Genomic DNA, 13,052 nt, shown 5'->3' on the forward strand with positions numbered 1-13,052 from the left:
ACCCGTGGACGGTAGGGATGCCGTCGGCCCCTGCACTGGATGCCCATACCGGCGGCGCTTTTCCGGAGAGGATCAGGCAAAGACGCCCGGCGCAAGCCAATAGACGATCGACATGATCCAAGCGGCGTATCCGGCGCTCACCAGATCATCCAGCAGCACCCCCCACGGCCCGTGAAGCTGTTTGTCGATCAGCCGCGCCGGCGGGAGGAACTTGAAGATGTCCAGGATGCGGAAGAGGGTGAACCCCCAAACGACAACGTTGAGCAGCTCCCCTTCCCGAAACAGGATCGGCACGAAAAGATACCCGGCCACCTCATCCAGGACGAAATGGGGGGGATCCTTTCGCTCCCAGTAAGCCTCGGCCCACGGGGTCAGCACATGATTTGCCGCGCACACGAGGGCAAAGGCCGTCAACAGGGCCGGCATCTTCATGGCGGCGGGAAGCGCCAGGACGACGGCCGCATGGATGACGACCCCCAGGAGCGCCCCGCAGGTTCCGGGAAGAACAGGGGATAATCCCAGCCCGCATGCGGATCCTATAAATAAAGCTATTTTCTGCTTTGGTTTTTCAGGATAGTTCATATATTTGTTCAGGAAACGACGAAACCGCCGGCAACGGTATGATTTCCAAAGAGGATCCGGGTAATGGTCGTTGGTTCTGGAAAGGATGCACCCGCATTGCATTCCAGCCGAATCACCCCCGGCCAGGCGGAAACATTCCCGGGTGCCCCGCTCTGCGAGATCTCAACCGTGCAATCTAACCAAAGTAGAGCTATATATAGGGCTTGTGCGCTTCGTGTCAAGACAAAGCGGCCCGTTTTCTTCCGGGCTGTCCGCGCCTGACGCGCAGGAGGACAGCGCCCCTCCTCCGGGTCCCGGTCCGGGGAAAAAGGCCGCCGCCGGGGGAATGGAACAGATACGTTCCGGTTGTTTTTCTTCAGGATGTGCCAACAGAGAAAAAATATAAAAAAAAGCATACCTTTTTTTGCCGGCAATGTGATATAGGATAAAAAATTTATTATTGCTTAAAATTCATTTTTCAAGGATGGGATCATGTCCAGCATTTTAAAAAACGCCTCTCCCGCGAATTTCATTATCACTCAGAACAAACAGATGCTGTCCATTCTCCAGGACGTGAAATCGGCCGTGGAAGCCCGTGTGCCGCTGTTCATCACAGGTGAAGAGGGAACCGGAAAAGAGTTGATGGCGGATTACATCCACGTGATCAGCGGGCTCCAGGGAAGTCTGGTGAAAATAAACATCCTGGATCTTAATGATGAGGATCTCTTTCCGGCGACGCTCTTCGGCTATGCCAAAGGCGCGTTTGCGGGGTCCGACGAAAGCCACTCGGGGATGATCGAAAAGGCTGCCGGAGGGGTCCTGTTCCTCGACGAGATCAGCGAACTCAACCCCGCATCCCAGGTCCGTCTCTACAAGCTGATCGAGTCCGGGGAATACATCCCCCTGGGGAAAGACAAGACGTCCCGCACCGATGCCTACGTCGTCTCCGCCAGCAGCGCCGATCTGTGGATGCTTCAACGGTCGGGCAAGTTCCGGCGGGACCTCAACCTCAAGCTCCGCGAGCATCACGCGCACCTGCCGCCCCTCCGGGACCGCCTCGACGACGTGCCCGTCCTGACAGACTACTTTTTCGAGGAATCGGCGCGGATCCTGGAAAAGAAGAAACCGACGCCGCCGAAGGAACTCTATACCCTGCTCCAGACCTATACCTTCCCCGGCAACGTCTCCGAACTCCGGCGAATGGTCTTTGAGGCGGTCCGGGAGCACGAGTCGAAGATCCTCTCCCTGGACATCTTCAAGATCCACATGGCCCGGAAAAAGGTGGAAAAGCCCTTCCGGGAGGAGCTGGATATCGACGACTCCTCGCCCTTCCGGTCCTTCCGGAAACTGCCGACCATCAAGAAGGTGACCCAGATGCTTGTCGAGGAATCCATGCGCCGGTCCGGGGGCAACCAGTCGATCGCCGCCAGGATGCTGGGTATTTCACAGCCCGCGTTGAGCAAGCGCCTCAAGAACGCCTCGAAAAAACGGAAATGATTTACCGATTGAGAGGTTGACACCAAATCGCAGATGGTTATCGTTTAATTGCATAATATTTGGCATGTTTTTTGTATGCCATTTCCCGCGACATGCCGTAAAAACGAATTTTTCGACCATCAGGAGAGACCCATGCGATTTGACAAGTTCACCATTAAATCCCAGGAGCTGATCCAGAGCGCCCAGGAACTCGCCGCCCGTCAGGGCAACCAGCAGATCGAACCGGAGCATATCCTGGCCGCCATGCTTGCGGAGCCCGAAGGCATCGCGAAATCGATGCTCCGCAAGCTTGGCGCATCTCCGGCCGCCGTTTCACAGGAGGCCACGCTTGCCATCGGCGGCCTCCCCAAGGTGAGCGGCGTGACCGACACCTATTTTTCCGCGCGCACCAAGGCCGTGTTGGAGGCCGCCTTCGCGGAGGCCTCCAAAATGAAGGACCAGTATGTCAGCGTCGAGCACATCCTGATCGCCATGGCCGACGAAAAGCGGGGGGAAGCGGCCCGAATCCTCAAGCAGTACGGCATCGGCAGGGAATCCATCCTCAAGGTCCTCAAGGACATCCGCGGGGGCCAGACCATCACCGACCCCAACCCCGAAGAGAAGTACCAGGCCCTGGACAAGTTCAGCCGGGACCTGACCCATCTGGCCCGGCTGGGCAAGCTGGACCCGGTGATCGGGCGGGACGACGAGATTCGCCGGATCGTCCAGGTCCTCTCGCGGCGGACCAAAAACAACCCGGTGCTCATCGGCGACCCCGGCGTCGGAAAGACGGCCATCGTCGAGGGGCTGGCCCAGCGCATCGTCCGGGGCGACGTTTCGGAAACCCTGAAAAACCGACGGCTGGTCTCCCTCGATATGGGGGCTTTGATCGCCGGCGCCAAATACCGCGGCGAATTTGAAGACCGCCTGAAGGCGGTGCTGAAAGAGGTGGAGCGGGCGGAAGGTGAGGTGGTCCTCTTCATCGACGAACTCCACACCCTGGTGGGCGCGGGCGCTGCCGAGGGGGCCATGGACGCCTCCAACATGCTGAAGCCGGCCCTTGCCCGGGGGACCCTGCGGTGCGTGGGGGCCACCACCATCAACGAATACCGGAAGTATATCGAAAAGGATGCGGCCCTGGAACGGCGGTTTCAGCCGGTCCTGGTCCGGGAGCCCAGCGTGGAGGATACCATCTCCATCCTCCGGGGTCTCAAGGAAAAGTACGAGGTCCATCACGGGGTCCGGATCAAGGACTCGGCCATCGTGGCGGCCGCGACCCTCTCCCACCGCTACATCACCGACCGGTTCCTTCCGGACAAGGCCATCGACCTCATCGATGAATGCGCATCCAAGCTCCGCATCGAGATCGACAGCATGCCGGTGGAGATCGACGAGATCCAGCGGAAGATCATCCAGATGGAGATCGAGCGCGAAGCCCTGAAGAAGGAGACGGATCCGGCCGCCATCGACCGCCTGGCCCGGCTCGACAAGTCCATCGCCGCCCTGAAGGACGAGATGCAGGAGATGAAGGCCCACTGGCAGAACGAAAAGGAGATGATCCAGACGATCCGGAAGGTCAAGGAGGATCTCGAACAGTTGGGCACGGAAGAGCAGCAGGCCGAACGGGAGGGCAACCTGGCCCGGGTGGCGGAGCTGCGCTACGGGAAGGCCGCGGAGCTGAAAAAACGGCTGGAAGGCGCCAACCTGAAGCTCGCCGCGCTTCAGGCTGAAAAAAAGATGCTGAAGGAAGAGGTGGACAGCGAGGACATCGCCGAGGTCATCTCCCGGTGGACGGGAATCCCCGTCAGCAGGATGCTCGAAGGGGAGCGCGAAAAGCTGCTCCAAGCCGAGGCGCGCCTGGCCCGCCGGGTCGTGGGCCAGGGCGAGGCCATCGCCGCCGTCGCCAATGCCGTCAGAAGGGCCCGCTCCGGGCTGCAGGACCCCAACCGCCCCATCGGCTCCTTCATCTTCATGGGGCCGACCGGCGTGGGAAAAACCGAGCTGGCCAAGGCCCTTGCGGAGTTCATGTTCGACGATGAACAGGCCATCGTCCGCATCGACATGTCCGAATTCATGGAAAAGCACTCGGTGGCCCGCCTGATCGGGGCCCCCCCCGGGTATGTGGGCTATGAGGAAGGGGGCTATCTGACCGAGGCGGTCCGCCGGCGGCCCTATTCCGTCGTCCTCTTCGACGAGATCGAAAAGGCCCACGCGGAGGTTTTCAACGTGCTGCTCCAGATTCTGGACGACGGCCGGATGACCGACGGCCACGGCAGGACCGTGGATTTCAAGAACACGGTCATTATCATGACCTCCAACGTGGGAAGCCAGTATATTCAGGAGATGGGGAGTTCCCGAGGCGACGAGGCCGAAGTGCGGGTCAGGGAGAGCCTCCGCAGGACCTTCAAACCCGAATTTCTGAACCGGATCGATGAGATCATCTTCTTCCACAACCTCGATCCCGGGCAGATCGGGCAGATCGTGGAAATCCAGATCGGCCGGCTCAAGAAACGCCTCCAGGACCGGCAGATCACCCTCATCCTGTCGGAGGAGGCCACGGCCCTCATCGCCGAAAAGGGATACGACCCGATCTACGGCGCCAGACCCCTCAAGCGGGCGCTTCAGAAAACCATCGAAAACCCCCTCTCCATGGAGATCCTGAAAGGGGCGGTTCCCGACGGATCGACCGTCCGGGCCGCGGTCGAGGGGGACGGCATCGTGTTTCGTCTCCAAGAGCCCAAGGCGCCGATCGCCCTATAACGCCCCCCCGGAATGCGACAAGCTCCCTGAGGGTTTCAGGGAGCTTGTTCTGCTGTCCCTGGCGGGGAAGCGCTGCAGGACGCCCTCAGCGGCTGGATGCTTCCGGGACCTTCGGGTCGTCAAGGGATTTGCTTGAATCGGAGGGTGAAACGTCAGGGTTTGGGCCGAGGGACCTGCGCTCGATCGCCTTTTCGAGGCATTCGGGGCACAGCCCCAGAAATTCCAGCCGATGCCCCATGATCTGATATCCGCTGGTGTCGTCCAGAGCGTTTTCCACATGGTCCATGAAGCCCATGGGCGCGTCGTCCACGCGATCGCAGTTGATGCAACGGATGTGGTAGTGCTTCTTGGTGTTCCAGTCGAACCGCTTGAGGGTGCCGCCCAGCTCTAGCTTCTGGATCTCCCCCAGCTCCGAGAGGATCTCCAGGTTCCGGTAGACGGTCCCCAGGCTGACGCGGGGAAGCTGTTTGCGCACCCCCTCATAGACCTCTTCCGCGCTCGGATGGTCCGCCAGGCGTCTGACCTCCTCCAGGATGACCTTCCGCTGGCGCGTCATTCGCAAATTCTGGCCTTCAGGCTGGCGGTTCGTCACCATGCCCCTTCCTTTTCTCCGATATTTCCCGGAAAAAGCCCATCGACGTCGGATGCCGCGGGCGGTCTTCCATGAAGCGGTCGTGTGGATTTGCAGCAGCAAGACGGGATGTCAGCGGGTCGACGGCGTTGCCTCCGGCGCCGGTGGGGCGGCGGGCGCCCCACCGAAACCCTTCATGACGAAGGGCGCAGGCCTCAGCGGCGTTCAATCGGCTCCCAGGCGCATTCCGCCGGTCCGCAGTAATCCCCGATATATTCCGATTCAGGCCGGTACAGCATGGGTTTGGGCGCGGCATCCGCATACTGCTCCTCGAGCACGTGGGTCGCCCATCCGGCAATCCGCGATATGGCGAATACCGGGGTAAACAGATCCATGGCGATTCCCATGGCATAATAGAGCGAGGCGCTGTAAAAATCCACGTTGACGTAGATATCCATGTTCTTGCGGCGTTTGAAGGCCGCCTTGGCCTTTTCCTCCAGGCGCCTGGAGATCTCGTACCATTTGACCTCGCCGATCCGCTCTCCCATCTTTTTGGACATGGGCGCCAGGATGAGTGCCCGGGGGTCGTCGACCTTGTAGACCGCATGCCCCAGCCCCATGATCAGGCCGCCGCCGGTCAACTGTTTTTCGATGTAGGCGTCGATGTTATCGACCGAATCGATCACCTTCAGCATCTGCATGACCCGGGTATTGGCGCCGCCGTGGAGCGCGCCCGACAGCGACCCGACGGCGGCGCCGACGGCCGCGTACATGTGGGCCCGCGTGGAGGCCACCTCCCGGGCGGCAAAGGTCGAGGCGTTGAAGGAATGTTCCGCATGGAGCACCAGGCAGGCGTCAAAAAATCCCGTAATCTCATCATCGGGGACCCGGCCGGTCATCATGTAGAGAAAATTGGCCGCATGACCCAGATCCCGGGAGGGCGGCACCGCGTCCTGCCCGGTGCAGATACGGGACCATGCCGCAAGAAGGGTGGGCATCTTCGCAATGAGCCGGATGCCCATGCGCAGGGTTGCCTCGCGCTCGCCCTCGATCCGGATATCGGGATCGTGGTTGGCCAGCATGGCGACCCCCGCCTGAAGGATGTCCATCGGGAGGGAATCCCGGGGCCGGGTTTTCAGGGCCGCGATAATCTCCCGGGGAATCGGCATCTCGCTGACCAGCGCCTTCTTGAACGATGCCAGTTCCTGCAGGTTGGGCATCCGCTCATACAGCAGAAGGAAGACCACCTCCTCGAACGAGGCGTTTTCAGCCAGATCCTTCACCAGGTAACCGCGATAGATCAGCTTTCCGGCATCGCCATCCACATCGCTCACGCGCGTGCTGGCAACGGTCACACCGCGAAGCCCGGTGTTCATGGTAATTTTACACTCTTCGGTCATCAGCCACCTTCTTGTGTTCATGTCCTCCGGATGGGCGGCGCTTCCCCGCCATCCCCGACCGGAGCGGTTATCTTATCAGAGGTCCACCCACATATCCGCTTCATTTCCACAGTGGCTGCAGGTCCCCGTACCCTTGACGCGGTGGGGGTGCTTTTCGGGATCGGCTTTCGCCCCGGCCGGGGCGGCGCCGTCTTCTTCATCCGCCAGGGAACAGGTGACCACCATTTCGGCCTCGTTTCCGCAGTTCTCGCATTTACAGACATGCTTCAGGGTCTTGGTCTCTTGTTTCGTCATATCTCTCTCTCCTTGGGCATCGGGACATCCGGTTTTGAAAGCAGCTCCTTCCCACGCCGCCGCCCGACAAAAAAAGCCGAAATCTGTTGTGAGCGGTTGGCGATTATTGGGGAACTTTACAAATATTTAGCAATAATCCTAACCATATTTTTTTTCAATAGCAAGTTGAAAATCGCCAATGCGAATGTTTCACCCAAACGAAGCGCTTGAATTTTGAAGCAATAAAATGTAAAGGACTGTCTTGCGTTTACGCGCCATGGATAGACGCCCCCGCGCGCTGAACTTCCGCACCTCAAGCCTATCCTGCAACAACCGCTTTGCCGTGAGCGTTTGCCCCGCATGCCCCGCGGCAGACAGTGAAGGAGAAATAAAACCATGTGCCGTTTGTTTGCCATCACCAGCAAGGAACCATTGTCCCCGATGGTCGCCATAGAGGCTCTGGACGTCATGCGCGAAGGCCATGACGGCTCCGGCGTCGGCCTGTTCCTGCGAGACCTCGGCGGGCCGTTCGAGGAGATGAAGGACGCGCCGATTCTCTCGGGCATCTTCACCGAGGACGGCCTCAAGCGCCTGGATTCATTCATGATGAATCTGGGATTCATGACCAAGTACAAACTGACGATCAAGGTGCCCAAGGCGCCGCCCCCGGGGGTCCCCAAGCGGGATTTTTACCTGATCCGCGCCTATGAGTATCCCGAGGAATGGGATGCCCTGGGCGAAACGGAGAAGCATCGAAAACTGGTGCACCTTCGTCTCAAGCTGCGGCACATGGGGGAGGAAAAGGAGGACATGATCATATTCTCTTTTTGGCCCGATGCCATCATGATCAAGGAGATCGGGGACCCCATGCAGGTGGCGAACCACCTGAAGCTGGACCGGAAGGAGCTCAAGGCCCGGATCATCATGGCCCAGGGGCGGCAGAACACTAACTACGCCATCAACCTGTACGCCTGCCATCCCTTTTTCCTGGAAGGCTTTTCCACCATGACCAACGGCGAGAACACGGCATTCATCCCCATCCGGGAGTACCTCACCTCCCGGGGGTTCGAGGGTTATACCGGCTATCAGTCCGACTCCGAGGTGTTCACCCACATCCTCCACTATACCCTGTCGAATCTCGGCCTGGGCCTCGAAGGCTATAAACACATCATCACCCCGCTGAGCGACCAGGACCTCAAGGTCCACCCCAACGCGGCATTGCTGAAATCGCTCAAGCACAGCTGCCGCCGGATGATCATCGACGGGCCCAACTGCGTGATCGGCTCCCTCGCCGACCACAGCCTTTTCATGGTGCAGGACCGCAAGAAACTTCGCCCGGGGGTCGTCGGCGGAAAACCCGGCGTTTTCGCCTTCTCGTCAGAAATCTGCGGCCTTGACGCAGCCATCCCCGACCGCGACAAAACCAAAGACTTCCAACCCATGTATCTCGATACCGCGATCGTCGGCCCCGACCGACAGGAGGTTCAAATATGCCGTCAAACAGACCCGTTACCCCCTCTACACTGAGCGTCAAGGACCTGCCCTGGCAGATCTCCTGGCAGAAGGACAAGTGCTCGCTCTGCGGCAGTTGCACGGCGGTATGCCCGGTCAACGCCATCGAGCTGGGCGTGTTCCGCAAAAGGCACATTCACGCCGCCATCGATCTGGCCCGATCGTCATCCACCAACTACGAGATTTTTTACGGGATCCGGCAGAAAACCGACCCCGCCTACGCCTGCATCGGCTGCGGCATGTGCAACATGGTCTGCCCCAACGACTGCGTCATCCCCCTGAAAAGCGACGAGGCCGACAAACTGAGATACCACATCGACCGCGGCGGCCAGCCCCGCCGGCGGGGTGGCCGGCGGAACGACGGAGGGAGCCTTCTCGACCGGATCAAATTCATCCGGATTTCCATGCTTACCGACCCGGCCCTGGACGCCGGCCGCCACGAGTTCGAGTTTCGGACCCTCCTGGGCCGGGTCCTTCCGCCCGAGGAAAGCCTCGCCCACTTCAAGGAGAACGGCTGGGCACCGCCGGTCCGGGAAATCTATCCCCTGATCATCGGCGCCATGTCCTTCGGCGCGCTTTCCCCCAACATGTGGGAAGGGCTCCAGATGGGCGTCGCCTACCTCAACGAGGAGCTGGGCATGCCGGTCCGGATGTGCACCGGCGAGGGAGGCTGCCCGCCCCGGCTCCTCCGGAGCCGTTTCCTGAAATACGTCATCCTCCAGATCGCCAGCGGCTACTTCGGCTGGGACGAGATCATCCACGCCATCCCCGAGATGAAGGTCGACCCCTGCGCCATCGAGATCAAGTACGGCCAGGGGGCCAAGCCCGGAGACGGCGGCCTGCTGATGTGGCACAAGGTCAACAAGCTCATCGCCGCCATCCGGGGCGTACCCGAGGGCGTGAGTCTTCCCAGCCCCCCGACCCATCAGACGAAGTACTCCATCGAGGAGGCCGTGGCCAAGATGATCCAGTCCATGTACATGGCCTGGGGATTCCGTGTCCCCGTCTACCCGAAAATCTCGGCCAGCTCCACCTCCCTGGCGGTCCTGAACAACCTGACCCGGAACCCCTACGCGGGAGGCCTGCTCATCGACGGCGAGGACGGCGGCACCGGCGCGGCCTACAACGTCTCCATGAACCATATGGGGCACCCCATCGCCAGCAACGTCCGCGACTGCTACCTCAACCTGGCCAAGCTGGGCAGGCAGAATGAAATCCCCATCTTCGCAGGGGGCGGCGTCGGCAAGAACGGCAACCTGGCCGCCAATGCCGCCGCCCTCATCATGCTGGGCGCCAGCGGCGTCGTCTCCGGAAAATATGTCATGCAGGCCGCAGCCGGGTGCCTGGGCTCGGAAGGGGACCGGTGCAACATCTGCAATATCGGCCTGTGTCCGAAGGGAATCACCTCCCAGAACCCCAGGCTCTACCGACGGCTCGACCCGGAAGCAGTCGCCCAGCGCGTCGTCGATTTCTATCTGGGCTTCGATACAGAAATCCGGAAAATTTTCGCGCCCCTGGGCCGGTCCACCTCCCTGCCCATCGGCATGTCCGACGCCCTGGGCATCGACGACCGCGACATCGCCCAGCGGCTTCAGATCGCCTATGTCGTGTAACAGGGAACAGGGCCGCGGACGAAACCATCAGACATTGCATTACAGTTTTCGGAGTATGGAATGAATAAGGATATATATCACAGGATATCAGGCAGGGAAAACGGCATCCGGATTGAATCCCGTGTCTTGGAGGAGCAGATCCAGGAAGCCGTCGCCAACGGCCACAGGCACATTGAAATCCAGGCCTTCGGACACCACGGCATCGGCGGCAGGCTCTGGAAGGCCGGAAACGAGACTGTTCACGTGCGCATCGTCGGGCCTCCGGGCCAGCGGGTCGGCGCCATGGGATTTCCCAACACCCGCGTCTCGGTCATGGGGCCGGCCTCCGACGACACCGGCTGGCTCAACGCCGGGGCGCGGATCGTGGTTCACGGCAACGCGGGCAACGGCACCTGCAACGCCATGGCCCAGGGCAAGGTCTATGTGGCCGGAAACATCGGCGCCCGGGGCATGACCATGACCAAGCAGAACCCCCGCTTTGGTCCGCCCGAGCTTTGGGTCCTGGGGTCGACGGGGGACTATTTCGGGGAGTTCATGGCCGGCGGCATCGCCGTCGTCTGCGGCTGGAACCCCCAGACGCCCGACAACGTCCTGGGCTACCGCCCCCTGGTGGGGATGGTCGGCGGCAAGCTCTTCTTCCGCGGCCCCCACAAGGGCTTCAGCCAGACCGACGCCAAGCAGGTCCCCGTATCCGACGCGGAATGGCAATGGCTCAGAAGCGGCCTCAAGCTCTACCTGGAGCGCATCGACCGCACGGAAATCCTGGAGGACCTGGCCAACCGGGACGAATGGCAGCTCATCACCAGCCGCACCCCCCAGGAGCGATTGGTGCTCAAAAGCCGCTCCATGGCATCATTCCGCGAAGAGGTCTGGGACCGGGAACTCGGCAAGGGCGGCATGATCGGCGACCTGACGGACCTGGACCGCAGCCCCATCCCCCTGATCCCCACCGGAGAGATGCGGCGGTTCGTGCCGGTATGGGAGAACCGGAAGTACGCGGCCCCCTGCGAGGCATCCTGCCCCTCGGGGATCCCGGTGCAGGAGCGGTGGCGGCTGATCCGGGAAGGCCGCATGGACGAGGCCGTCGATCTGGCCCTGGCCTACACGCCCTTTCCGGCCACCGTCTGCGGATACCTCTGTCCCAATCTCTGCATGCAGGGCTGCACCCGGACCATCCAGCTCATGCCGTCGGTGGACGTCAAGCAGCTCGGCAAGGCGAGCATCGCGGCAGGCCTCCCGGAACTCCCCCCCCTCACCGGCAAGCGCATCGCCGTCATCGGGGGCGGCCCGGCCGGCATCTCGACTGCCTGGCAGCTCCGGCAGAAAGGGTATGAAGCGATTATCTACGACACGCAGAAGATCCTGGGCGGCAAGGTCGCCACGGCCGTTCCGGAAAGCCGGCTGCCCAGCGAGGTCCTCACCCGGGAGATCGAACGCATCCGGGAGGTGATCCCTCATATCCACCTTCAGCAGGAGATGAAACAGGAAGACCTGGCCCGGCTTCGGGGGGACTTCGACTTCATCATCATCGCCACCGGCGCGCAGAAACCGCGGATGCTCCCGATCCCCGGAAAGGAGCGGCTCGTCACGGCCCTTGAATTCCTGACCCGGGCCAAGGAAAACCGGTTCAGCCCGGGAGAACGGGTCGTCATCATCGGCGCCGGGAACGTGGGGTGCGATGTGGCGACCGAGGCGCACCGGCTGGGAGCCAGGGACATTACCCTCATCGATATTCAGAAACCCCTGGCGTTCGGCAAGGAGAAGGAGGACGCCGAGGCGGTCGGCGCCAAATTCCGCTGGCCCTGCTTCACCCGGGAGATCACCGAGGAGGGCGTGGTGCTGAGCGACGGCGAGCTTCTTCCGGCCGACACCGTCTTCGTCTCCATCGGCGACGCCCCGGATGTCGCGTTCCTGCCGGACGAGGTCCGGATCGACCGCGGATACGTGGTGACGGACGAAACCCAGCAGACCACCGATCCCCAGATCTTCGCCATCGGGGACATCGTCCGGCCGGGCCTGATCACCGACGCCATCGGCGCCGGCCGGAGAGCGGCCCTGACCATCGCGGACATCCTGGAGGGCAAGCGCCCGGGGATCAGCATCCGCCCCATGATCGACCGGAGCCGGATGACCCTGGAATACTTCGACCCGCGCCTGACGGACTTCGAGAACACCGACGCCTGCGGCAGCCAGTGCGCATCGTGCGGCACCTGCCGCGACTGCAGCATGTGCGCGACCCTCTGCCCCCAGGCGGCCATCACGCGCGAGGAGAGCGGCGACGGCGTATTCGAGTACGTGGTGAATCCCGATCGGTGCATCGGCTGCGGCTTCTGCGCCAACGGCTGCCCCTGCGGCATCTGGGCCATGATGGAAAATACGCCGATGGGATAAAAACGCCCGCCTCCCTGAAACCCGGGTTTCAGGGAGGCCCTTCCCTCACCCCGCCAGCCCCGTCACCAGAATTTCGTTCCCGCGGCACTCCCATTGGACATCGACATCGAACACGCGCGTGCCGAACCGCCGGCCTTCGGATCTCCCGGCATGATAGGCCGGGCGGGGGTCCGCCTGCAGCATCCCCACGATGAACCGCCTCAGACCGGGGACCGCGGCCTCCCTGGCCAGGACGGCCTCCAGCGCATCGGCGCTGAACGCCACGGTCATGACGGCTTCGGGCCGCTCGGCCGCAAACCCGCCCCGGGCGTCCATGACGGCGTCGGCATAGGGCAGGTAGGGCTTGATGTCGAGAACGGGCGTCCCGTCCAACAGGTCGATCCCGGCAAGATGGAGAAGGCGCCCCGGACCATGGGGCGACGCCGGCGTCGACATCCCGTCGAGCCTGACGGCCGACAGGCCGATGGGGTTGGGCCTGAAACCGGACCGGGTCGC

10 protein-coding genes are annotated in these 13,052 nt (G+C 61.9%); 5 read left to right on the forward strand and 5 right to left on the reverse strand.

Translation table 11 applies throughout. The features are described from left to right. Nucleotides 1-72: 72 nt before the first annotated feature. Entirely contained in the window at nt 73-582 is a 510-nt protein-coding gene (locus tag ACEW8N_RS21345) for a phosphatidylglycerophosphatase A (RefSeq protein WP_373501896.1), read from the reverse strand. Nucleotides 583-1,053: 471 nt separating this feature from the next. Between ACEW8N_RS21345 and ACEW8N_RS21350 the strand changes: the two genes are divergently transcribed. Together ACEW8N_RS21350 and clpB are read left to right on the forward strand one after the other, a co-directional pair. Then, nucleotides 1,054-2,058, forward strand: coding sequence for a sigma-54-dependent transcriptional regulator (locus tag ACEW8N_RS21350; RefSeq protein ID WP_373501897.1), 1,005 nt, complete (start codon nt 1,054-1,056; stop codon nt 2,056-2,058). A gap of 132 nt (nt 2,059-2,190) precedes the next feature. Next, entirely contained in the window at nt 2,191-4,797 is a 2,607-nt protein-coding gene (gene clpB / locus ACEW8N_RS21355) for an ATP-dependent chaperone ClpB (protein WP_373501898.1), read from the forward strand. Between the two features lie 85 nt (nt 4,798-4,882). Here clpB and ACEW8N_RS21360 read toward each other — a convergent pair whose 3' ends face one another. The 3 genes from ACEW8N_RS21360 to ACEW8N_RS21370 all read right to left on the reverse strand — a co-directional run bounded on the left by ACEW8N_RS21360 (nt 4,883) and on the right by ACEW8N_RS21370 (nt 7,062). After that, nucleotides 4,883-5,392, reverse strand: coding sequence for a transcriptional repressor (locus tag ACEW8N_RS21360; protein ID WP_373501899.1), 510 nt, complete (start codon nt 5,390-5,392; stop codon nt 4,883-4,885). Nucleotides 5,393-5,583: 191 nt separating this feature from the next. Further along, nucleotides 5,584-6,768, reverse strand: a complete 1,185-nt coding sequence (locus ACEW8N_RS21365; protein WP_373501900.1) for a citrate/2-methylcitrate synthase — start codon at nt 6,766-6,768, stop codon at nt 5,584-5,586. Between the two features lie 75 nt (nt 6,769-6,843). Then, nucleotides 6,844-7,062 carry a hypothetical protein gene (locus tag ACEW8N_RS21370; RefSeq protein WP_373501901.1) on the reverse strand — a complete coding sequence of 73 codons (219 nt, stop codon included), beginning with the start codon at nt 7,060-7,062 and terminating at the stop codon, nt 6,844-6,846. Nucleotides 7,063-7,437: 375 nt separating this feature from the next. On the opposite strand from ACEW8N_RS21370, the gene ACEW8N_RS21375 reads away from it, so the two are divergent. From ACEW8N_RS21375 to ACEW8N_RS21385, 3 genes are read left to right on the forward strand one after another with little or no spacing between them, the layout of a single operon-like run. Continuing rightward, nucleotides 7,438-8,568 (forward strand): glutamate synthase, encoded by a 1,131-nt coding sequence (locus ACEW8N_RS21375; RefSeq protein ID WP_373501902.1) that lies wholly within the window; start codon nt 7,438-7,440, stop codon nt 8,566-8,568. Then, nucleotides 8,532-10,166, forward strand: a complete 1,635-nt coding sequence (locus tag ACEW8N_RS21380; RefSeq protein WP_373501903.1) for a glutamate synthase-related protein — start codon at nt 8,532-8,534, stop codon at nt 10,164-10,166. Before ACEW8N_RS21375 ends, ACEW8N_RS21380 begins: the two co-directional genes overlap by 37 nt. A 60-nt stretch (nt 10,167-10,226) precedes the next feature. Further along, complete coding sequence (locus tag ACEW8N_RS21385; RefSeq protein WP_373501904.1) at nt 10,227-12,557, forward strand: FAD-dependent oxidoreductase; 2,331 nt, start codon at nt 10,227-10,229, stop codon at nt 12,555-12,557. A 45-nt stretch (nt 12,558-12,602) separates the two neighbouring features. Here the strand turns inward: ACEW8N_RS21385 and ACEW8N_RS21390 are convergent. Continuing rightward, on the reverse strand, nt 12,603-13,052 hold a 450-nt coding region (locus ACEW8N_RS21390; RefSeq protein ID WP_373501905.1), incomplete at its 5' end, for a TrmO family methyltransferase.

The sequence above is a fragment of the Desulfococcus sp. genome, assembly GCF_041737845.1.
Lineage (GTDB): Bacteria > Desulfobacterota > Desulfobacteria > Desulfobacterales > Desulfococcaceae > Desulfococcus.